The organism is Amycolatopsis sp. VC5-11, assembly GCF_037034185.1.
GTDB classification, from domain to species: Bacteria; Actinomycetota; Actinomycetes; order Mycobacteriales; family Pseudonocardiaceae; genus Amycolatopsis; species Amycolatopsis nivea.
In genome coordinates this window covers 209,662-231,772 of record NZ_JBAGKF010000007.1, presented here as the reverse complement: position 1 = coordinate 231,772, position 22,111 = coordinate 209,662, and the positions used below count along the sequence as shown (strand labels likewise).

Annotated in this window: 17 protein-coding genes; 3 read left to right on the top strand and 14 right to left on the bottom strand. The window is 69.6% G+C overall.

Translation table 11 applies throughout. The annotated features are described in order from the left end of the window. The first annotated feature begins 39 nt into the window (after positions 1–39). Entirely contained in the window at positions 40–834 is a 795-nt protein-coding gene (locus tag WA670_RS22725; RefSeq protein WP_336158784.1) for a GNAT family N-acetyltransferase, read from the top strand. Here WA670_RS22725 and WA670_RS22720 read toward each other — a convergent pair. Next, entirely contained in the window at positions 824–2,203 is a 1,380-nt protein-coding gene (locus tag WA670_RS22720; RefSeq protein WP_051728557.1) for an NlpC/P60 family protein, read from the bottom strand. The two genes, WA670_RS22725 and WA670_RS22720, sit on opposite strands and share 11 nt — an antisense overlap. 362 nt (positions 2,204–2,565) lie before the next feature. On the opposite strand from WA670_RS22720, the gene acnA reads away from it, so the two are divergent. Then, complete coding sequence (gene acnA, locus WA670_RS22715; protein ID WP_336158783.1) at positions 2,566–5,373, top strand: aconitate hydratase AcnA; 2,808 nt, start codon at positions 2,566–2,568, stop codon at positions 5,371–5,373. A 628-nt stretch (positions 5,374–6,001) separates the two neighbouring features. On the opposite strand, the gene WA670_RS22710 is transcribed toward acnA, so the two are convergent. The 11 genes from WA670_RS22710 to WA670_RS22660 all read right to left on the bottom strand — a co-directional run bounded on the left by WA670_RS22710 (position 6,002) and on the right by WA670_RS22660 (position 18,665). Beyond that, positions 6,002–7,606 carry a phospholipase C gene (locus tag WA670_RS22710; RefSeq protein ID WP_336158782.1) on the bottom strand — a complete coding sequence of 535 codons (1,605 nt, stop codon included), beginning with the start codon at positions 7,604–7,606 and terminating at the stop codon, positions 6,002–6,004. 17 nt (positions 7,607–7,623) lie between these two features. Further along, positions 7,624–8,784, bottom strand: coding sequence for a Dyp-type peroxidase (locus WA670_RS22705; protein WP_336158781.1), 1,161 nt, complete (start codon positions 8,782–8,784; stop codon positions 7,624–7,626). Further along, positions 8,781–9,920, bottom strand: a complete 1,140-nt coding sequence (locus WA670_RS22700) for an EfeM/EfeO family lipoprotein (protein WP_336158780.1) — start codon at positions 9,918–9,920, stop codon at positions 8,781–8,783. Before WA670_RS22700 ends, WA670_RS22705 begins: the two co-directional genes overlap by 4 nt. A gap of 106 nt (positions 9,921–10,026) precedes the next feature. Then, positions 10,027–11,655 (bottom strand): alpha/beta hydrolase, encoded by a 1,629-nt coding sequence (locus WA670_RS22695; protein ID WP_442893119.1) that lies wholly within the window; start codon positions 11,653–11,655, stop codon positions 10,027–10,029. Positions 11,656–11,777: 122 nt separating this feature from the next. Beyond that, on the bottom strand, positions 11,778–12,182 hold the full coding sequence (locus tag WA670_RS22690; RefSeq protein ID WP_037814282.1) for an Imm7 family immunity protein: 405 nt from the start codon (positions 12,180–12,182) through the stop codon (positions 11,778–11,780). 489 nt (positions 12,183–12,671) lie between these two features. After that, on the bottom strand, positions 12,672–13,142 hold the full coding sequence (locus WA670_RS22685) for a nitroreductase family deazaflavin-dependent oxidoreductase (protein ID WP_134668414.1): 471 nt from the start codon (positions 13,140–13,142) through the stop codon (positions 12,672–12,674). Beyond that, positions 13,135–14,106 carry an L-histidine N(alpha)-methyltransferase gene (gene egtD, locus WA670_RS22680; RefSeq protein ID WP_336158779.1) on the bottom strand — a complete coding sequence of 324 codons (972 nt, stop codon included), beginning with the start codon at positions 14,104–14,106 and terminating at the stop codon, positions 13,135–13,137. The genes WA670_RS22685 and egtD overlap by 8 nt, the downstream gene beginning before the upstream one ends. Then, positions 14,103–14,867 (bottom strand): ergothioneine biosynthesis protein EgtC, encoded by a 765-nt coding sequence (gene egtC / locus WA670_RS22675; RefSeq protein ID WP_134668409.1) that lies wholly within the window; start codon positions 14,865–14,867, stop codon positions 14,103–14,105. The genes egtD and egtC overlap by 4 nt, the downstream gene beginning before the upstream one ends. 4 nt (positions 14,868–14,871) lie before the next feature. After that, complete coding sequence (gene egtB, locus WA670_RS22670) at positions 14,872–16,221, bottom strand: ergothioneine biosynthesis protein EgtB (RefSeq protein WP_037814289.1); 1,350 nt, start codon at positions 16,219–16,221, stop codon at positions 14,872–14,874. 62 nt (positions 16,222–16,283) lie between these two features. Further along, on the bottom strand, positions 16,284–17,546 hold the full coding sequence (locus tag WA670_RS22665; protein WP_275291958.1) for a glutamate-cysteine ligase family protein: 1,263 nt from the start codon (positions 17,544–17,546) through the stop codon (positions 16,284–16,286). 192 nt (positions 17,547–17,738) lie between these two features. Next, positions 17,739–18,665 (bottom strand): LysR family transcriptional regulator, encoded by a 927-nt coding sequence (locus WA670_RS22660; protein WP_336158778.1) that lies wholly within the window; start codon positions 18,663–18,665, stop codon positions 17,739–17,741. 120 nt (positions 18,666–18,785) lie between these two features. Here WA670_RS22660 and WA670_RS22655 point away from each other — a divergent pair, with 120 nt between their 5' ends. Continuing rightward, positions 18,786–19,985 (top strand): Glu/Leu/Phe/Val dehydrogenase dimerization domain-containing protein, encoded by a 1,200-nt coding sequence (locus WA670_RS22655; protein ID WP_336158777.1) that lies wholly within the window; start codon positions 18,786–18,788, stop codon positions 19,983–19,985. 422 nt (positions 19,986–20,407) lie between these two features. On the opposite strand, the gene pip is transcribed toward WA670_RS22655, so the two are convergent. Continuing rightward, positions 20,408–21,355 (bottom strand): prolyl aminopeptidase, encoded by a 948-nt coding sequence (gene pip, locus WA670_RS22650; RefSeq protein WP_336158776.1) that lies wholly within the window; start codon positions 21,353–21,355, stop codon positions 20,408–20,410. A 12-nt stretch (positions 21,356–21,367) separates the two neighbouring features. Further along, positions 21,368–22,096, bottom strand: a complete 729-nt coding sequence (locus tag WA670_RS22645) for an ESX secretion-associated protein EspG (RefSeq protein WP_107051067.1) — start codon at positions 22,094–22,096, stop codon at positions 21,368–21,370. Positions 22,097–22,111 lie beyond the last annotated feature (15 nt).

Genomic DNA, 22,111 nt, shown 5'->3' with positions numbered 1-22,111 from the left:
CGCGCGCGCTGCGGGGTCGTCCGGGTTAAATTCCCGGGCGTGCCCGACGCCGCGCGGCTGCTCGCCGCTTACGACCGCGAAGTCCGCCGAGCCGAACTGACCCAGGCCGAACCCGGGCAGCACCTGACCGCCGACGGCCCGCTCGCCCGCCTCACCGGCGGCCGCCGCGGGTTTGTCTCCGGACCGCCCGACCTCGGCGTGACCGGCGGCGCGCTCGACGACCTGATCGCCCGCCAGCGCGCGTTCTTCGCCGCGCGCGGCGAGGAGTTCGAGTGGAAGACCCGCAGCCACGACCGTCCCGCGGAGCTGCCGGAGCGGTTGCTCGCGGCCGGATTCGTCCCGGAGGAAACCGAAACCGTCCTGATCGCGCCGCTGGACGCGGTCGCCGCCTCGGCTCCGCCGTCCACCGACGTGGTCGTGCGCGAAGCCGGCAGCAGCGACGACCTGCTGCGCATCGCGACGTTGTCGGCCTCGGTGTTCGGTCACGACGAAGCCGCTGTCGCCGCGGATCTGCTCGCCCGGGCCCGCGCCGACGCCGGGACCACCACGCATGTCGTGGCTGAAGCGGACGGCCGGTTCGTCGCCGCGTCCCGGCTGGAACTGGTGCCCGGCACCGGATTCGCCGGACTCTGGGGCGGCGCGACGCTCCCGGAATGGCGCGGCCGAGGCCTCTACCGCGCGCTCGTCGCGCACCGGGTCGGCGCGGCCCGGGCTCGCGGCGTCGCCTACCTCCAGGTCGACGCGCTGCCCACGAGCCGTCCGATCCTCGAACGGCTCGGCTTCACCGCGGTGACCGAGACGACGCCCTACGTGTGGAGCCCGCTCAGCCGATGAGGCGCGTCGCGTACGGCATGATCCCGCCGTAGCGGACCGACGTCACGCGGACGTACGAACCCGACTGCGGGGCCTCGACCATCTGCCCGTTGCCCAGGTACAGCGCGACGTGGTGGATGCCGCCCGAGCCGCCCCAGAAGAGCATGTCGCCGCGGCGCATCTGCGACAGCGGGACCCGGCGGCCGGAGGTGTACTGGTAGCCGCTGAAGTGCGGCAGGCCCTGCACGCCGGCGAAGGCGTAGATCATCAGGCCGGAGCAGTCGAAGCCGATCTTGCGGTAGTCGCCGTACCGGTCGGCCACGCCGCCGTCGCGGATGCCGCGGGTCGGGCCGCTGCCGTTGCCGCCGCCCCACGCGTACGGCATGCCCACCTTGGACAGCGCCCGCGCGATCACGGCCTCGATCGAGCTGCCCGCCGCCGGGGACGGCCGGCCGCGGCTTCCGCCGCCGTTGTCGCCGCCGTCGTCGTTGTTCGCCGCGGCTGCCCGCAGGGCCGCCTGCCGGGCGCGCTCCTCGTCCTCGCGCTGCTTCTGCGCGAGCCAGTCCTGGTAGCGCTGGCGCTGCCCCTGCAGCCCGTTGACCTTCGCCTGCGCGGCGTACAGCTGCTGCTCGACGGCGTTCTTGTTGGCTTCCAGCTGCGTGTTCTGCGCGGCCTGGGCCTGCTGCGCGGACACGGCGGCGGACTGCGCGGCGTCCGCGGTGCCCTTCGCCCGGGTGGCCGCGTCCTGCTTCTGCTGCGCCAGCTCCAGCGCCTTGCGCGCGGCGGAGTCCTTGTTGGCCTTCTCCGTCTGCGCCTGCTGGAGCCGGTCCATCGCGTTGAGCCGCGAGCCGCCGATGGAGTTGAGCAGCTGGGCGCGGGCGAGCAGGTCCTTCGGGCTGTCCGAGGTCAGGTACGCCGAGATCGACCCGATCGTGCTGCCCTGCTCGAAGCTCGCGGCGGCGAACTTCTTCGCGTCCGCGCGGGCCTTCTCGATGGCGCCGACCGCCGCGTCCGCCTCCTGGCGCGCCGACTTCGCGTCGTTCTGCGCCTGGGTCGCCTCGTCCTGCGCGGTCTGCAGGTCGACCAGGGCCTTCATGGCCTGTTCCTGCTTCAGCTCGACGTTGTCCTGCAGCGCGCTGAGCTTCTGCTCGGCCTGCGCGAGCTGGTTGGTGAGCCTGCCGACCTCGCCGGCCTTCGCGTTCGCGTCGCCCTTGGCGGAGTCGATCGAGGAGTCGCTCGGGTTCGGCGGCGGCGGGGGCACCGCGAGCCCGGTGCTCGTCGCGCCGAGCAGGGCCGCCAGGGTGACCGTCGCGATCGCCAGCCCGCGCCGGGCCCCGGCTCCGCGCACCAGCGCGCCCGCCGTCCCGGACTGTCCACGCCGGACCCTCACGCCCGCCACCTCCGCTCGCCCGCTGCCGTCCCGCGGGCACACCGCGTACCTCTGCAGTCACACCACTATCACAAGCCTCAGGAAGAACTTACACACCGCGGAGATCATTTCCCCTGTTCGGGGGACCTGGCGGGACCGCGTGTCCGGATGGCGCACGTCACTCCGCGTGTCGTCTTGAACGAAATACAGGACACGCGTACTGTTTGGGTCGAGAAGACGAGGTGTGCCCTCCCGGTTCCGGTTCTACGGTGGGGGTGCGCAAGACTCGCGCGGGTCGATCCCGACGACCCGAAGACCGACACCGAACTGACCCGGGAGGACACGCCGGCGGCGGCGTGGAATCCATGCCACTGGAGTTAGACGTGACTGCACCTAGCAAGGACAGCTTCGGCGCCAAGGACACCTTGCAGGTGGAAGAGAACTCGTACGAGATCTTCCGCCTGGACAAGGTCGAAGGCGCCGCCCGGCTGCCCTACAGCCTGAAGATCCTCCTCGAGAACCTGCTGCGCACCGAGGACGGCGCGAACATCACCGCCGACCACATCCGCGCGCTCGGCGGATGGGATCCGAACGCGGACCCGTCGATCGAGATCCAGTTCACGCCCGCCCGGGTGATCATGCAGGACTTCACCGGCGTGCCCTGCGTGGTCGACCTGGCCACCATGCGCGAGGCCGTGACCGCCCTCGGCGGCGACCCGGACAAGGTCAACCCGCTCGCGCCCGCCGAGATGGTCATCGACCACTCGGTGATCATCGACGTGTTCGGCCGCGCGGACGCCTTCGAGCGCAATGTGGAGATCGAGTACGAGCGCAACCGCGAGCGCTACCAGTTCCTGCGCTGGGGCCAGGGCGCCTTCGACGAGTTCAAGGTCGTCCCGCCGGGCACCGGCATCGTGCACCAGGTCAACATCGAGCACCTGGCCCGCACGGTCATGGCCCGCAACGGCCAGGCGTACCCCGACTCCTGCGTCGGCACCGACTCGCACACCACCATGGTCAACGGCCTGGGCGTGCTGGGCTGGGGCGTCGGCGGCATCGAGGCCGAGGCGGCCATGCTGGGCCAGCCGGTCTCCATGCTGATCCCGCGCGTCGTCGGCTTCAAGCTGACCGGCGAGATCCCGGCGGGCGTGACCGCGACCGACGTCGTGCTCACGATCACCGAGATGCTGCGCCGCCACGGCGTGGTCGGCAAGTTCGTCGAGTTCTACGGCGAGAGCGTCGCCCAGGTGCCGCTGGCCAACCGCGCCACCATCGGCAACATGAGCCCGGAGTTCGGCTCCACCGCGGCGATCTTCCCGATCGACGACGAGACCGTCCGCTACCTCAAGCTCACCGGCCGTTCGGCCGAGCAGGTCGCGCTGGTCGAGGCGTACGCCAAGGAGCAGGGCCTCTGGCACGACCCGTCGCACGAGGCGCAGTACTCCGAGTACCTCGAGCTGGACCTGTCGACGGTCGTCCCGTCGATCGCCGGCCCGAAGCGCCCGCAGGACCGCATCGAGCTGACCGACGCGAAGTCCTCGTTCCGCAAGTCGGTGCACGACTACGCCGAGGACGAGCAGCCGACCCCGCACACCAACGTCGACGAGACCGTCGAGGAGACCTTCCCGGCCTCCGACCCGGCCGCGCTGTCGTTCCAGGACGAGACCGCGGTGCCGGTGCAGTCCGCGGCGAACGGGGCCACCGGGCGGCCGACCAAGCCGGTCAAGGTGTCCACCGCCGACCGCGGCGAGTTCGTGCTCGACCACGGCGCCGTGGTGATCGCCTCGATCACCTCGTGCACCAACACCTCGAACCCGTCGGTCATGCTGGGCGCGGCGCTGCTCGCGCGCAACGCGGTCGACAAGGGCCTGTCGGTCAAGCCGTGGGTCAAGACGTCGATGGCGCCGGGTTCGCAGGTCGTCACCGACTACTACGACAAGGCCGGCCTCTGGCCGTACCTGGAGAAGCTGGGCTACCACCTGGTCGGCTACGGCTGCACCACGTGCATCGGCAACTCGGGCCCGCTGTCGGACGAGATCTCCGCCGCGATCCAGGAGAACGACCTCACCGCGGTCTCGGTGCTCTCGGGCAACCGGAACTTCGAGGGCCGGATCAACCCGGACGTCAAGATGAACTACCTGGCGTCCCCGCCGCTGGTCATCGCGTACGCGCTGGCCGGGACGATGGACTTCGACTTCGCGACCCAGCCGCTCGGCCAGGACAGCGACGGCAACGACGTGTTCCTGAAGGACATCTGGCCGTCGCCGCAGGAGATCCAGGAGACCATCGACTCCGCGATCACCCAGGAGATGTTCAAGAAGGACTACGCCGACGTGTTCGACGGCGGCGAGCGCTGGAAATCGCTGCCGACGCCGACCGGCAAGACCTTCGAGTGGGAGGCCGAGTCCACCTACGTCCGGAAGCCCCCGTACTTCGACGGCATGACCGCCGAACCGGCCCCGGTGCAGGACATCTCCGGCGCCCGGGTGCTGGCGAAGCTGGGCGACTCGGTCACCACCGACCACATCTCCCCCGCCGGCGCGATCAAGCCCGGCACGCCGGCCGCGCAGTACCTGGTCGAGCACGGCATCGAGCGCAAGGACTTCAACTCCTACGGCTCGCGCCGAGGCAACCACGAGGTCATGATCCGCGGTACGTTCGCGAACATCCGGCTGCGCAACCAGCTGCTGGACGACGTGCAGGGCGGCTACACCCGCGACTTCACGCAGGAAGGCGCCCCGCAGGCGTTCATCTACGACGCGGCCCAGAACTACGCGGCGGCAGGCACCCCGCTGGTCGTCCTGGGCGGCAAGGAGTACGGCTCCGGTTCGTCCCGCGACTGGGCGGCCAAGGGCACTAGCCTGCTGGGCGTGCGCGCGGTGATCACCGAGTCGTTCGAGCGCATCCACCGCTCCAACCTGATCGGCATGGGCGTCATCCCGCTGCAGTTCCCGGAGGGAGAATCGGCGTCGTCGCTGAAGCTCGACGGCACCGAGACGTTCGACATCGAGGGCATCACGAAGCTGAACAAGGGCGAAACGCCCCGAACGGTCCACGTGACGGCCACGAAGGAAGACGGCTCAAAGGTCGAGTTCGACGCGGTCGTCCGCATCGACACCCCCGGCGAAGCGGACTACTACCGCAACGGCGGCATCCTGCAGTACGTGCTGCGGAAGATGACCCAGTCCTGACGGTCTGACCTCCAAGTTGTTGGCCCGCTCCGATCTTTCGGAGCGGGCCACACTTGTCTCCGGCTTCGCCCGCTTCGCCGCCGTGCGTGAGGGGAACCCCCGTTGACTCTGATTCCCCCAGGGTTCCCCTCACGACCCGCCCGCCGGCCGTGAGGGCCTCCTTCACGGACTTGGATTCCCTCAAGGAGCCCTTCACGGACCACCCGGCTCCGGCTCCGGCTCCGCCCCGCCGCCCCCGCCGCCGCGATGCGCCCCCAATGTGGCATTGGGTGCGTCAGACGCACCCAATGCCACATTGGGGCGCTACCCCCACCCCAACCGACACCCGCATACCCCATCCCAACCACGCACCCACCCCGCGCGCCCGAAAACCGCAGCCAATGCACCCAACGCATCAAGGCACCCAGCCCTAAAACCGCCGCCGATGCACCCAACAATCGAGGCACCCACACCACCCCCGCACCCCGATACGAAGCCAAAAATGCGGTCCGGGGGTGCTTGTCAAGGCATCTTTCCCGCCTTGACAAGCACCCCCGGACCGTCATCACAATGGGCTTCGGGGTGCCCCACGCAACCAAGGCCGCAATGTCGCCGCCAGGCGACGAGCCGCCCCGTAACCGCAGCGCCCCTAACCAACCACCGCCCCAGTCTTAGGATCCAACTTCAACGACTTCGCCTTAGCATGCGAAAAATCGAACATCCCAGTCAACGGAGCCGCCATCACATCAAACGACCCGCCACCAATCCGCCCCAAATGCCAGTTGTCCTCAATAAACCGCAGCACCGAAGTCTGATCAGTCATAGTGTGATCAACATAATTAACCCTGCTATAAGGCGAAATCACCAGCAACGGCAACCGAGGCCCATACCCGCACCGATCCGCGAACCCGCCCAGCTTAACCGGCTTCGAAGTACAAACCGAAGCATCCTGCGCAGAATCATGCGACCCGTTCAGAACCTTCGGCGCAACATGGTCATACCACCCGTCCGAATCGTCATAAGCCAACACGATCGCCGTATTCTTCCACTGCGGCGAAGCCTGGATCCGATTGACCTCCTCAGCCACAAAGGCCTGCTCGTCCAACGGATCCGAATACCCAGCATGCCCGTCCTGATACTCCGGCGCCTTCAGAAAACTCACCGCAGGCATCGTCCCCGCAGCAAGCGCATCATTGAAGTCCCGGACGTCATACTGATGATTAGCCTGATCCTGCTGCCCCACCGCATGCAACGAGGACGGCGGAAGGTGCTTCCGATTAGCCGTCGACCGGTAGTACTGGAACGGCTCGTGATGCGGACTGTAGTCAACGGACGCCTGCCCACCCACGTTAGGATGCTTAGTCCCGCAAACGGCGTACCCGTTAGCCTCGCCAGTAGGCCGGAACCCACCCTCGAACCAACCCCATGTAACCCCGCGAGCATTCAGCAAATCCCCGACATTCCGCCCCTGGAACGCCCCAAGATTATCTTTAGCAGTGTGATTCTTGTCCGAACAATCGTCGAACGCCGGATCCGGATCGGTAATCATCGTCCCGATCCCATGAGCATCGGGCGAAGCCGCAGTATGCGGATCAACCTTGGGCTCCCCGGTAACCGAATCCACCGGCTGCAACCCATGTGTCTGCCCCGAAACAAGATTGATCGCCCCAGGACTAGACGGCCCGAACACAGTATTGAACGAGTTGTCATTCAACGAGTAGTGCTGCGCATAATTCCACATCGCGGTAACAGTATTGCCGTCGAAGTAATTCATCACCAGACCGGGCTCGCCGAACAACACAGGCTGCCCAGTGCACTTGTCCTTCTCGGTGTACTCGACGAACTTGTCCATCTTGCCGCCGTTGAACGCGGCCTGTTCCTTCTTGTAGTCATGCGCCTGGTCACAGGTGAGCGCCTGGTCCGGGCTCAACCGCTTCGGGTTGTAAGCGTTCGGGTTGTGCTGCAGCAGTTCCGGAGTCAGGCCGTTGACCTTCGGAGTGCCGGGCGCGGCATGGAACGGAGTGCCGTTCTCGTTCGTCGCGTTCGGATAGGTGCCGAAGTAATGGTCGAAGGAGATGTTCTCGCCGAAGATCACCACGACGTGCTTGATCGGCGTCGACGTCGTGAACGTCTCGGCGGCGATCGCGTGCGCCGGGGCCGAGGTCGACGCCGAACTGCTCGCGCACGCCGCGGCCAGCGCCGCGGTCGCCGCCAGCGCGGCCGCCGCGGTGGCCCGCTTCCTGGTCCGCTTCACTGCAGAACTCCTTCCGCTCAGCCCAGCACTGCCCGGCCGTAGTGGTCGGCCGGATCCGTCACGCCCGGGAACAGGTGGAAATATCCGCCCCCGAACGGCGAGACGTAGTCGGTGAGCGGCTCGCCGGCGAGCCGCTTCTGCACGGCCTCGAACTGCTGCTCGAGATCGCGCTGGTAACAGGTGAAGACGAGGCCCATGTCGAGGTTGCCGTTGGAGTCGACGCCGCGGTCGTAATTGACCGCGCGGCGCAGGATCCGCTGTCCGTCCGTCTGCGGCGTGCGCGGGTTCGCGAGCCGGATGTGGCTGGTCAGCGGGATGACCGTGCCGATCGGGTCGTCGGCGTAGCGCGGCGCGTCCTGCTCGGCCGCGCCGTCGAGCGGGGCGCCGGTGTCGCGGCGGCGGCCGATCATGTTCTCCTGCTCCGACAGCGACACCCGGTCCCAGAACTCGACCAGCATCCGGATCAGCCGGATGACCTGGTAGCTGCCGCCGTCGTCGGTCCACACCAGACTGTCCGCTTCGGACGGCCCGGGATTCGCGGTGCCGTCCTTGAACCCGAGCAGGTTGCGCGGGGTCCCGGACGGCCGCGGCGGCGAGCTGAATCCGTCGATCTTCCAGCGCAGCTGCATCCCGCCCCGGGTCGCGCGGGCGATGTCGCGCAGCGCGTGCAGCACGGTGTCCAGTTCGGCGGCGTTGAGCACCAGGGACAGATCGCCGTGGCACCACTGCGGATCGAGCGCGTCGTCCGGGAACATCGGCATCTGCTTGAGCTTCGGCGGTTTGCGCGCGGCGAGCCCGTACCGGTCGTCGAACAGCGACGCGCCCGCGCCCACCAGCACGGACAGCTGTCCTTTCGGGACTTCCGGACCGAGCACGCCGGAATCCGCGGGCGGTCCGGTGATCCCGACGGACGCGGGGGCACCGCCGCCGGTGAGGAAACGCGCGCGGTCGGTCAGTTCCTTGAGCAGGGCGGTGAGTTCGGCGCGATTCTCGGCGACGACGTCGAACGCGGCGACGACCGAATGTCTCGCCGGTTCCGCCAGCGCGGCTGTCTGATGTGGACCGTGGAACGGCACCGCTCCCCCGGCGGCCGTCGCGCTTCCAGACAGGCCGACCAGACCCGCGCCCGCCCCGGCCGCTGCCGCTCCGCGCAGGAACGCGCGCCGTCCCAGGCTCACGAGACCCTCCTCGGCTCCGCGATCGCCGCGACCGGGGCCAGGCGTTCGGTCAGCTCCGAGACGTCGGCGTTGATCCGCTGCCGCTGCTTCCGGTCGAGAGCGGAGAGCGGTTTCCCGGCGACCGCTTGGAGATCGTGGTCCGTGCGGGCGATCCAGGCGTCGAGATCCTTCAAGCCGGGGAACCTCGTCGTCAGCAGCGGGCGCAGCACGTCGAGCACCGCACGGGTCCCGGCGAGGTTCGCGCGGGCGGTCTCCAGGGTGGAGCCGCTGCCGTAGTCGGTGCGGCCGGTCAGCTCGAACTGGAGGGTGTTCTCCATGATCTCGTGCGCGCGCAGGCCGAGATCGTTCTGGTCGATCTGGGCGTCGGCGAACGACGTGCGCAGCTTCTGGACCGCCTGGTCGAGCTGATCGGCGATCGGGCTCAGCGCGGGCATCGCTTCGTTGTGCCACAAGCCGTTCTCGAGGCGATGGAAGCCGGTGAAGCCCGGATCGGCGGCACCGCCCGGCAGCCCGGCGGTGGTGCCGTTGATCGCCCCGTCCGAGTCTCCGAAGGCGTCGTAAGCGGCGCCGAGCCGTTCGTAGGTGAGGTGTGCGGTGAGCCAAGCCTGTTGCGCCGCACCGCGATTGCCCGAGCGGACGGCTTGCGCCAGCGCCGCGGTCTGGCCGGTGAGCGTGCCGAGGCCGTCGGCGACGTAGGCGTGGTACTGCTTGAGCGGGCCGAGCAAATCCGCGTTGGTCACCGGCACCACCGCCGGGCCCGGACGGTCCGCGCCGCCGGTGACCTGGACGGTCGGGCCGACGAAGGGCGTGCCGTCCTCGGGAGCGCAGCGCAGGGCGTACGCGCCGTTGCCGAAGTTCACCGGCAACGCGCGCGTCGTGCCGGGGCCGACGCCTTCCAGTTCCCCGAAGACCGTCCCGGTGGCCGGGTCGACGAGTTCGATCTCCATCGTGACGGCGGCGTTGTTGCGGACCTGCAGGGTCTGCGGCCCGGCCGGCGGCGCGGTCCAGCCGTCGCCGCAGGCCGAGCGCGAAACCTCGACCGGACCGGGCTGGGCGGGCGAGCCGGAACACCCGGCGAGCGCCGCGGTCCCGGCAAGGACCGCGGCCGCGCCGAACCCGCCCGCCCAGCGCCGCACGTCAACCCCCCTCAGGTGAACTTCTGGCGGACACTTTCACCGATCCGCCGGGCGCTGACAAGAGGGTTGTCCCGATATGCCCGATTCCGGGCCGAAGATCAACCGATCAGCCCTTCGCGGGCGTCGTGAACGGCTGCTGGTCCGGCTGGAACACCTGGCCGGCGGCGGGCACCTTCAGGTCGATCAGGTACGCGGCGGTCGCGTCGTCCACGCCGCGGGCCTTGCCGAGGATGCAGTGGCCGAACGCGTCGACCGACAGCAGCCGCGAGTTGCCCAGTTCCTCGGCCATCCGCTGGCCGAAGCGGTACCGGGTGGCCGGGTCGTAGAAGTTGCTCACCACCAGGACCGGCGTCGCGGTGTTCGCGCGCCACGGCCCGCGGTACGGGTCGGACGTCTTCGCGGCGGGCCACACCGGGCACGCGGCGATGTCGGAGAACACCTGGTAGCGGCCGAAAGTCGGCGATTCCCGGTCCGCCTTCGCCGCGATGCCCGGTACCTGCTCCTGCCGGATCCGCATCGGCTTGTCCGCGCAGTTCACCGCGAAGTAGGAGTCGTCGCCGGTGTACGGGCTGTCCGGAGCGAGGTCGAGCAGACCGCCGCGGCCCGCGGACAAGGTGCCCTTCCGCGCGGACTGCGCCTGCAACGACGGATGCAGCACCGAGTACGCCTGCTGCAAGCCCTCCGCCAGCTCGCCGAACGAGGCTGGCGAATACAGCGAGCTCGACACCGCGCCGGTCAACGCGCCGAGGTCGATCTTCGTGCCGTCGGGCAACGTGATCGGATCGGTGCGCACGTGCTCGCGCAGCTCGTCGAACTTCGCGCGCGGGTCGCCCGCACTGAACGCGCATTTGTCGCCGGCCTGGGCGCAGCGGTCGAGGAAACCGGCGAGCGCGATCTCGAAGCCCTGCGCCCGCGCGAGGTCGTAGGTGACGCCGTCGCTGGTGCGCAGCTGCGGGTCGACGTTCCCGTCGATCACGATCGCCCGCGTCTGCTTCGGGAACATCGCCGCGTAGGTGGAGCCGACGAGCGTGCCGTAGGAGAACCCGGTGTAGGTCAGCTGCTTGTCGCCGACGGCGGCGCGCAACTGGTCGAGGTCGCGCACGACGTCGCGGGTGGACATGTGGTCGAGCAGCGCGCCCGCGTTGCGGCGGCAGAACTGGCCGTAATCGCGGTACGCGGCGAGCGTGCCGGAGATTTCCTTGCGCGACAACGGAACCGGGACCATCTCGTTCTGCACGTCCGCGGCGTCCTCGGCGGTGGTGAAGCAGCGCAGCGGATTGCTGGCCCCGACGCCGCGCGGGTCGAACCCGACGAGGTCGAAGCGGTCCATCACCTGCGGGCGGAAGTAGCGGTCGCCCGCGATCGGCATCCGCAGCCCGGACCCGCCCGGACCGCCCGGGTTGAGGAACAGCGACCCGATCCGCTGCCCGGGGACCTTGGCGGCGCGCTTCATCAGCGCGATGTCGATGCTGCCGAGCGACGCGTCGTCGTGGTCGACCGGCACGCGGTAACGCGAGCAGCTGTACAGCTTCACCTGGTCTTCCGGGACCCCGCGCAACTGGTCTTTGGTGCAGTCCTCCCACCTGACCGGCGCGGTGCGCGCGATCTCCGCGGGTGTGGCCTGCTGCGCCGCCGGACCGGCGGGCGCCGCGACGGCAGTGCCCGCCAGCCCGGTCAGCGCGGTCGCGATCGCCGCGACCAGTGCTCCGGCTCGTGCTCTTTTCGCTCCGCGCACGTGGAATCTCCCCTGGTTGCGCACCCGTCTGATTACGGGGCGTCACCGAGACTGGCACAATCCGGCCAAGCCGGGCACCGGCCAAAAGGAGGATGTGCGGGGTTCTGCCGAGCGACCGCCGATCAGGGATCCTCGACGACGGGCTGGATCGGCGAGAGGAACGGGTCCAGCCGGAGACTCAGTTCCCCGCGCGCCATGACCCGGACCCGGAACCCGTTCTGCCCGGGCGCGTCGGTAGCCTCCTCGTCTCGTTCGTACAGGAGCCCGTGCGACCCGGGAAGCAGCCGGGCGACGTACTCCAGGAATCCGATCACCTCGGGTATTTCCGTCCCGCGGTGGTTGGGAGCCCCGTCCACCCTCAGGACGTAGATGCCGTTGAAGATCTTCATCGTCACTTCGCTGGTTCCGAAGTCGGTGCCGGCGATCCGCGCCCGGACCTCTTCGACCAGCTCGTCGAACTTCTCCTCGCCCCACTCCGGCTCGGCCGGGGATTCCCACAGCTCGAACCAGCCGTGCACCACATACATTCAGATCTCCGAGATAGGTCCGATTTTGACAACAGGCTCGATACCGTACTGCTGCCAGCGGCTGCCGCGGCGATCCTCGCCAGCGACCACGTGCAGCTGATCAGCGGCGACGGCCACATTCTCTACAGACCCTGCCCCGCGCCCGAAACTGTCGGTCTGACCATCGTCCGCTCCACCGACCGGATCGGCTCGGCGGGCAACGGCAAACTCTGCTTCGAGGTCACCGGGTCCGCCGGGCAGCTGACACGACGGTGGACGTCAACCCCAACGCCGACACCCAGATCGGGATAGCGACCACCCCGCCCGGAGACGCGACAGCCTTGCTCCGATTGGACGCATCGCGCTGATCCGCGGTCAGCGACGATTTCCAGCAACCGGCCACGCGCACTCTCTCGCGCATTGCCTCCCCGCGGGGGCCAAGCACGCTCACGGCTGGTTTCGCAAACCCGTGCGGAGCCCAGCAGCTCGATTCCGCTCACCGCTCGATCGTCAGCAGCGGGTCAGCACGAATACGGGCAGCTCCCGCCCCGCCGTGGCGCGTTCCATTTCGTAGCCCGGCCAGAATTCGAGCAGTTCCGCCCACATCCGGTCGTACTCCGCGCCTTCCAGTTCCCGCGCCTTGACCTCGATCTCGCGGCCGCGCAGCGCGACCGTCGCCTTCGGGTTGTCGCGGAGGTTGTGCGTCCACGCCGGGTTCTTCGGACGGCCCCAGTTGGAGCCGGTGAGCACGAACTCGCTGCCGTGGGGGTAGTACAGCAAGTTCGTGCTCCGCGGGAGGCCGCTGCGCCGTCCGGTGGTGGTGAGGCGCAGCGACGGCAGTCCGGCCAGGCCGACCAGGCTGATCCGGCCGCCGAACCACCGGTGCAGCTGCCGGTCGGTCGCGATGATGGCGCGCGAGGCGCCCATCAGCCGGCGCTGGGTGCCGAGCTTGCGGGCGAGTGCCGCGAGAGGGTTACGCACGCACTGATCTTGCCAAACTCACCCCGAACCGCTGCTGTGAGTCTGTCCACCATCGCTCGAGCGCGAACCCGGCGGCGTTCAGTTCCGCCTCGACGCCGTCGGGGCGGAACTTCGCGGACACCTCGGTGCGGATGTGCTCGCCCTCGGCGAACGGCACGATCAGGTCCGCGCCGGGGATGCGCACCTCCGTCCGGCACCGGGCGCGCAGCCGCATTTCGATCCACTCGCGGTGGGCGTTCCAGTAGGCGACGTGGTCGAACTCGTCCGGGTCGAAGTCCGCGCCTAGTTCGGCGTTGATCACGCGCAGCACGTTGCGGTTGAACGCCGCGGTGACGCCCGCCGCGTCGTCGTAGGCCCGTTCCAGCGTTTCCCGGTCCTTCACCAGGTCGGTGCCGAGCAGCAGCCACTCCCCCTCGCCGAGCACGTCGCGCACCGAGTGCAGGAACTCGGCCCGCTCGTCGGGCAGGAAGTTGCCGATCGTGCCGCCGAGGAAGGCGACGACCCGCGGCGCGGTGCCGGGCAGCAGCTGCAGGTGCTGGGTGAAGTCGCCGACCACCCCGCGCACCTCGAGCTTCGGGTAGTCCGCCGTGATCGCCGCGGCGGCCTCGGCGAGCGCGGTTTCCGACACGTCCATCGGCACGAACGCCTCCAGCGTGCCGTGCGCGGTGAGCGCGTCCAGCAGCAACCGGGTCTTCTCGCTCGACCCCGACCCCAGCTCGACGAGCGTGTGCGCGCCGGTGCGTTCGGCGATCTCGGCCGCCCGCTCCGCGAGCACCTCGCGCTCGCTGCGGGTCGGGTAGTACTCCGGCAGCGCGGTGATCTTCTCGAACAGCTTGCTGCCTTCGGCGTCGTAGAACCACTTGGGCGGCAACCACTTCTGGTCGGCCGTGAGCCCCTCGCGCACGTCCGCGCGCAGTTCGGCGGTCACGTCGCGGCGATGGCTCTCCAGGTCCGCTTCGGTCATCGGGCGGTGCTCCGTTCCAGGGTCAGGGGAAGGACGTCGACGCCGGCCGCGGTGACGCGCACGGCGTGGTGGTCGGGCACGGCGGTCCAGGCCGGGTCCGGATCGCACGGCTCGGACGCCAGCACCACGCCGGTTTCGGTGCGGCGCACGGACAACGCGTGCGTCCAGGCGGTGCCGACGAGCAGTTCGCCGTCGGTGAGCAGCAGGTTCAGCCGGGAGCCCGGGGCGACCGCCTCGACCTCCCGCACGAGGCCGGTCACCGCTTCGAGCGGCTCCTCCCCCGCGCGCAGCCGGGCGCGCAGCAACGCCCACAGCAGTGCGGAATCCGTCGGCGCCTCGAGCGTGAACAACTCGGTCACGTCCAGCCGCCCGGCCAGCCCGCGCATCGAACCGGGCCAGCCGCGCACCACGCCGTTGTGGCTGAACAGCCAGCGGCCCTCGGCGAACGGCGCGGCGGCCGCTTCGGTGACCGGCATTCCGGTGGTGCCGTTGCGCACCGCCGCGACGAACGCGCGAGTGCGCACCGACGCGGCCAGCGCCGGCAGCGTCTGGTCGGTCCACAGCGGTTCGCGGCGGCGGTAGCGCTGCGGCGGCGCACCCGGCTCCGGGTACCAGCCGAGGCCGAAGCCGTCGGCGTTCACCGAACCGCCGCCGCGCATGTCGAGCGGCGCGTACGACTGCACGAGCAGCGCGTGCGGCGCGGCGAACATCAGCTCCGCCGGGGACACCGGCGCGCCGAGATAGGCGAGATGACGGCACATCCGGCTAGCCTGCCTCGCCCGGGCGCGGATCGCGCGCGCACCGGAAACCGGAGAAGATCTGCCGCCGGATCGGGTAGTCCCAGTTGCGGAACGTGCCCCGGATCGCCGCCGCGTCGGTGCCGAACGACCCGCCGCGCAGGATCTTGTACTCCGGTCCGAAGAACACCTCCGAGTACTCCCGGTACGGGAACGCCGCGAAGCCCGGGTAGCCGTGGAAATCGGTGCTCGTCCACTCCCAGACGTCGCCGATCAGCTGGTGCACGCCCAGCGGCGACGCACCGGCCGGATACGCGCCCGCCTCGGCCGCGCGCAGGTGGCGCTGCCCGAGGTTGGCGTGCTCGGCGGTCGGTTCCTCGTCGCCCCACGGGAATCGCCGCGACCGTCCGCTCTCCGGATCGTGCCGGGCGGCCTTCTCCCACTCCGCCTCGGTGGGCAGCCGCTTGCCCGCCCAGCGCGCGTACGCCTCCGCCTCGTAATACGAAACGTGCACGACCGGCTCGTTCTCCGGGACGCGCTCGCGCACGCCGAAACGGGTGCGCCACCAGCCGTCTGGTTCGCGGCGCCAGAACCGGGGCGCGGTGATGTCGTGCTCCTGCCGCCAGGCCCAGCCGGGCTCGCTCCAGAACCGCTGGTCGTGGTATCCGCCGGATTCCAGGAACTCGACGTACGCCCCGCAGGTGACCGGGGTGGTGTCGAGGACGAAGGCGGGCACGTCGACCTCGTGCGCCGGGCGCTCGTTGTCCAGCGCCCACGGTTCGGCGGTGGTGCCCATGGTGAACCGGCCGCCGGGCACGAGCACCTCGGCGGGCAGCTTCCGGGCGGGCGCGCGCGGCGGCTCCGGGGCGTGCAGCACCGGTTCGCCCTTGCGCAGCTGGTGGGTGGCCAGCATGGTCTCGTCGTGCTGCTGTTCGTGCTGAGTGATCATGCCGAACGCGAACGCGCTCTCGGTGAGCCGCCTGCCTTCCAGCGGGGCGGTTTCCAAGACGTCGAACGCCTTTTCGCGAACTTCCTTCACGTACGCCCGGGCCTCGGCCGGGCCGAGCAGCGGCAGCGCCGGGCGGTCCGCGCGGGCGTGCTGGAAGGCGTCGTACAGGTCGTCGATGTCCGGCCGCAGCGGCTCCCGGCCGCCGACGTCGCGGACCAGCCACAGTTCTTCCTGGCTGCCGATGTGCGCGAGGTCCCACACGAGCGGCGACATCAGCTTCGAATGCTGCCGCACGAGGTCCTCGTCGTCGACCGCGTCGGTGAGGGCCACGCTGCGCTCGCGCGCCCGGGTGAGGGCCGCGGCCGCGTGCGCCCGTAGGTCTTGCGGGCTCAGCTCCAGCAACGGGTTCTGTTCGGGGATGGTGCTCATGGCTCCTGACTCCTCGAGTCCGGTTCGCCGGGCTCCCCGCCCGGCGGTGTTCTCGGTCCTGCTCATCGGTCCTGGCGCGGGACCCCGGCGGCCCGCGTCCGCAGCCCGGCGGCCAGCCGGGCGACGGTGTCGTCCGGAAGCCCGGTGGCGGGCAGCTCGGCCACGCCCAGTTCCACCAGCTCCCTGGCGACCGCCGCCAGCTGCGCGTCGGCCATCCCGCACCGGGCGGCGTCGGCCCAGCGGCCGGCCGCGGGCGCGCACACCTCGCGTACTTTGTCCACAGTGGACTGATTCGCCAGCAGCGCGGTGACCAGCGCGACCGGCGGCAGCCATTCCCCCGGCGGCTGCCCGTCCAGGTACCTCAGCTCGAGGTAGCCCTGCGGCCGCACCGGGGTGAACATCGTGGTGAGGTGGTAGTCGAGGTCCGCGGCCGTCGGGCGGCGCAGCACGGTGGCCGCGCCCCGGCCGCCGATCCACTCGGCGAAGGTCAGCCCCTCCGGCGCGTCCCACGGCCGTTCGCCGCGCGGGAACACCATCAGCGGCGTGTCCATCATCCGGCGGGCCCATTCGCGCGCCGGGTCGTCCCCGGGTTCGGGCGACTGGGTGCGGACCGGTTCGGTTTCCATGACCGCGAGCCAGCGCGCCGACGCGAATCCGGTGTCGGTTCCGGCGTGCACGCGGGAATTCGCGAACAGGGCCAGCAGCGGCGGGCCCATCGCGTGCGCGGCCGCCCAGCGCGCGGCGACCTCGTGGGCTTCGCCCGCGTCGACGCAGATCTGCAGCCCCGCGGTACTGCACATCATGGTGATGCCGCCCGCCCCGATCGGGGCGAACCGGCGTTCCATGGCGGCGTAGCGGGGCGTGCGCAGAACGCGCCGGGGCGGACGGTGTTCGTCGATGCCCGCGGCCCCGAGTTCGAGGCCGTGGCGGGCGAGAAGACCGGTGAGATGAGCCAGATCGGCCTCCACAGCCGCGTGCAGGGCACGCAGCGAGGCCTGCGGCGGAGCGGAGATCTCCACCTGGCAGCCCGGTTCCAGGCTCACCGGCGCGCCGGCCGGGAGCGGGATCGCGGGACTGTCGGGGCGCAGCGTCCGCGGGGTGTGCGGGCCGAGCGCCGTCGCGAGGACATCGGGGTCGAGCGGGCGGACCGGGTCGCCGGAATGGTGCACGGTGAACTCCAGTTCCACCCCGAGCAGTCTCGGCGGGCCGTGCTTGAAACAGACCGACGCGACGTACCGCTCCCCCTCCGCGCGGTCAGCGAGCACCCGCGCGGTCCGGTTCGCCGCACTCCCCGATCTGTCCGGAAAGTCGTGCACTGCAGTCATCTGTCGCCGTCCCCATCAGGAGGTCCGCGGGGCCGGACCTCGTCGCTTCGCGACGCTACACGCGGGGTCCGACAAAAACAGGGCCGAGAAGCGCCGGAGACGATCGATAAGGAACCCGTAATCCTGGTTGACCTGGGAGTTCACCGAATGGATCAACCTGGCGGGCACTGCTCCATCCGGGGCGCCCCGGGCTCACGGCAGAGCGGGCTCGGTCCCCAGTCCCAGCTCCGCCGCCGCTTCCTGCACCGCCGCCACCACCAGGTGCAACGCCGGCCGCCGGATCTCCGTGCGGCGATAAGCGATCGACACCGTCCGCAGCAGCGGCGGGGCCAACGCGACGACGTCGATTCCCGGCGGGCGCAGCAGCCGCAGGCCGAGGTCGGACACCAGGGTGACGCCGAGCCCGGCGCCCACCATCGCCATCGCGGTCGACTGCTCCTCGACCTCGTGATTGATTTTCGGCTGGAAACCGTGCCGCTGGCAGGCAATCCGGATCGCGCGGCCGAAATGGGACTTAGGGCTCGCCAGGATCCACGGATGCTCCGCGAGCGCGTCGAGCGGCACCGTGGCCGACTGCAGCGCGCCCGCCGGGACCGCCGCGTGCAGCCGTTCCACCGCCACGACCGCGCGCTCCAGCCCGTCGCTCCACTCCATCGGGGCATCCGAGTAGTCGATGACGAACGACAGGTCCAGCGAGCCGTCCCGCACCGCGTCCGCGGTCGCCTCCGGGGCCAGTTCCTTCGTCCGCACTTGGATTCCCGGGTAATCCGCGGCCAGCGCGGTGAGCGCGGTCGGCAGCAAGCCGGACGCCACCGACGCCCAGACTCCCGCGGTGAGCCGCGCGGACATCGAACCCTGCGCTTCCTCCAGCGCGAGCGTCGCGCGCTCGACCGAACCCAGGATCTCCTCGGCGTGCTCGGTGAGCAGGATGCCGAGTTCGGTCAGCTGGACCCGGCGGCCGAGCCGCTCGAACAGCTTCGCGCCGACGTCGCGTTCCAGCTGCGCGAGTTGCTGCGACACCGCCGAAGCGGTGTAATGCAACGCCGCGGCAGCCGCGGTGACCGTGCCCCTGCGGTGCAGTTCGCGGAGCATCCTCAAGCGGTGCAACGAAAGCTCCATGTACGAACCCTAAACAACTTCGTGCACATTCGGTAAATGGACGCGGCCCCCGAAGTGGCAGCACCCTCGGAAGCAGGCGGCGAAGCGCGCTGCCAAGGACTCGAGGAGGTGAGTGGCTCGATGGACACGCGGATCGCCGAACCGCTGATGAAGCTCACGTGGACGGACCCGGTCACGGGCGCGCGCGGCTACCTGGTCGTGCACAGCCTGGTTTCCGGCGTCGCCACGGGCGGCACGCGAATGCGCGCCGGCTGCACGGTCGACGAGGTGGCCGACCTCGCGCGCGGCATGGCGAACAAGACGGCCGCGTTCAACCTCCCGGTCGGCGGCGCGAAGGGCGGCATCGACTTCGACCCCAAGGACCCGCGCGCGACCGGTGTGCTCACCCGGTTCTGCGAGTTCCTGCGTCCCTGGCTGGACTCCAGCTGGGTGACCGCGGAGGACCTGGGGGTGCCGCAGCATCTCATCGACGAGGTTTTCGCGACGCTCGGGCTGGAGCAGTCGTACCACGCCGCGATCCGCCGGTCGGCTGATCCGGCGCGCACGCTTCGGCGGGTTCAAGCTGGGCTGAACGCGCCGGTTCCCGGCGGGCAGTTGCTCGGGGACGTGATCGGCGGGTACGGGGTGGCACAGGCTTGTCTCGGGGCTGCCAACACCTGGGGGTGGGCTGTTCCGGAGACGACTGTCGCCATTCAGGGGATCGGGACGATGGGGGGCGGCGCGGCTTGGTACCTCCACGAGGCGGGGATGAAGGTCGTGGCTGTCGCGGATGCGGCTGGGACGTTGTACGACCCGGAGGGGTTGGACGTTCCCGCGTTGCTGGAGTTGCGGGACCGGTTCGGGGAGGTTGACCGGGGGCGGTTGCCGGAAGGCGTCCAGTCGCTGCCGCGGGAGGTGGTGGTGGCTGCTGAGGCGGATATCTTTGTTCCGGCGGCCATTTCTTACGCGTTGCGGGTGGACAACGAGAATCTCGTCAAGGCCAAGGTGGTGGTGGAGGCGGCTAACGCTGCTACTACTCCGGAGGCCGAGGCGGCGTTGTCGGCTCGTGGGGTTGCGGTGATTCCGGACTTTATCGCCAATGCCGGGGCTGCGGCTTGGGCTTGGTGGTTGCTGCTCGGGGAGGTCGGGGCGGATCCGGCTGATTCGTTCTTGCGGTTGCGGACGGAGATGCAGGCCAAGGTGGCGTTGGTGTTGGCGGAGTGGCACTTGGATCGGGTTCCGCCTCGGGTTACTGCGTTGCGGCAGGCTGAAGCTACTCGGGAGGCGCGGAATGCGGAGGCGTCGAGTCCGACGGGGGTGCCTGCGTTGATGATTCCGTAGGAGAGGCGGCTCGTCGCCTGGCGGCGACATTGCGCCTGTTGGTTGCGTGGGGCACCCCGAAGCTGATTGTGATGACGGTCTGAGGGTGCTTGTCAAGGCGGGAAAGATGCCTTGACAAGCACCCTCAGACCGCATTTTGGCTTCGTATCGGGGTGCGGGGGTGGTGTGGGTGCACCGATTGTTGGGTGCATCGGTGGCGGTTTCGTTCGCGGCGGGGCTAGCGCCCCAAAGTGGCATTGGGTGCGTGCGATGCACCCAAAGTGGCGTTCGTTGCGTCTGATGCACCCAATGCCGCATTGGGGCGAATCCCGGGTGGATGCGGGGCGGGTCGTGGGCGGGGCGAGGGTCGTGAAGGGAACCCTGAGGGAATCAGATTCCCTCAGGGTGGCCCTCACGTACCGAAAAGGTCGTGAAGGGCTCCTTCAGGGACGGGCGGCGAATTTGTCGGTGGCTGCGATTAGGGTGTGTTCCATCGAGGGGACTGCTGTCGTGTGGCCTGCGCCGCTTACCAGGATTAGTTCTGCGTCCGGGATTGCTTGTTCCAGGAGCCAGGGGGTGCCTGCCAGGCTGCTCAGGTCCAGGATGCCTTGTGCCAGGACTGTCGGGATTCCGGCCAGTTTGCCTGCGTTGCGGAGGATTCCGCCGTCTTCCAGGAAGCAGCCTTGGGAGAAGTAGTGGGTGACCATTCTGGCGAAGGCCAGGCGGAAGCGGGGGTCTTCGAATTTCGGGGACGGCGGAACGCCGGGGAGCATGGCGGATTCCCAAGCGCACCAACGTTGTGCGGCTGGCTCGTGGACTGCGGGGTCTGGGTCGGTGAGCAGGCGGTAGTAGGCCGCTGACAGGTCGCCGTCTCGTTCGGTTTCCGGTACGCCGTCGCGGAAGCTTGCGTAGGCTTCCGGGAACATTTCTGCGAGGCCGCCGGTCAGCTGGTCGATTTCGATCTGGCGGTCGGTGGCCAGGCCCATCATGACGATTTCCGTCACTCGTTCGGGATGCTGTTCCGCGTAAGCCAGGCCCAGTACGCAGCCCCAGGAGCCGCCGAAGAGTTGCCAGCGGTCGATTTTCAAGGTTTCTCGCAGCAATTCCAGATCTGCGATCAGGTGGCTGGTGGTGTTCGCCTTCAGCGCTTCTACGGTGTCGCCTGCGTGCGGAGTGCTGCGGCCGGAGCCGCGTTGGTCCAGCAGGACGATTCGATATTTCTCCGGGTCGAAAAACTGCCGCATGCCTTCGCTGCAGCCGGTTCCCGGGCCGCCGTGGAGGACGGCGACCGGTTTGCCCTCGGGGTTGCCGCAGGTTTCCCAGTACACCCGGTGGCCGTCGCCGACGTCCAGCAGGCCGCTGTCGTACGGTTCGATTTCCGGATAGCGCACCGCAGCGTCCCCTCAGTTCAGGGTGCGCTCCAGAGCCCGCAGCGCACCGCACAGTTCGGCCGGGCCGGCCGGCCCGATCCGGATTTCCGCGTCCGGCCCGGCCCCGACGGTGTAGCTCAGGTACCGGCCCCAGTCCGTGTCCGCGTAGTGCAGGGGTTCTTCCAACCGGACGTACCGGCCGACGTCGTCGCGTCGTCCCGCGTACAGCTCTCCGCTTCCGTGCACCGGACGCTGCACCAGGGTTAGCACGTCCGACAGCACCGGGTCCAACGGAAAAGCGTCCTCGCCGCGACGGGCGGCTTCGGTCAGGTCCGCGACGCGCACGGTGCGCACGTATCCGCCGCCCGGGCCCACCGCGGGCAGTTGCTCCACCAGCGTTTCCAGCACGCGTTCGCGGTCGATCTCCTGGACGCCGACGTGTTCGCCGTCCGACACCGCGAGCACCGCCTGCAGTCCGCTGGCCGCGGCGAGCACGCCGTACGTGCGGTCGCCGGTCGCGACCCAGCCGTAGTACTCGACCACCGGGCGCACGAGCAGCGGCAGCCAGTCCAGGAAGTCCACCGTGGCCCGGCCGCGCGAGTCGACCAGGCCGGCCAGCGCCAGCGCGTCGTCCACCCGCTTGGCGGCTTCGTCGCGTTCGGTTTCCGACAGCCACGCCGGATCCGGCCGCAGCGTCACGTGCAACCGGCCCACCTGCTCGCGTTCGGCCAGCGCCGCGAGCGCTTCGACCGGGACGTCCACCCGTCCCGCCGGATC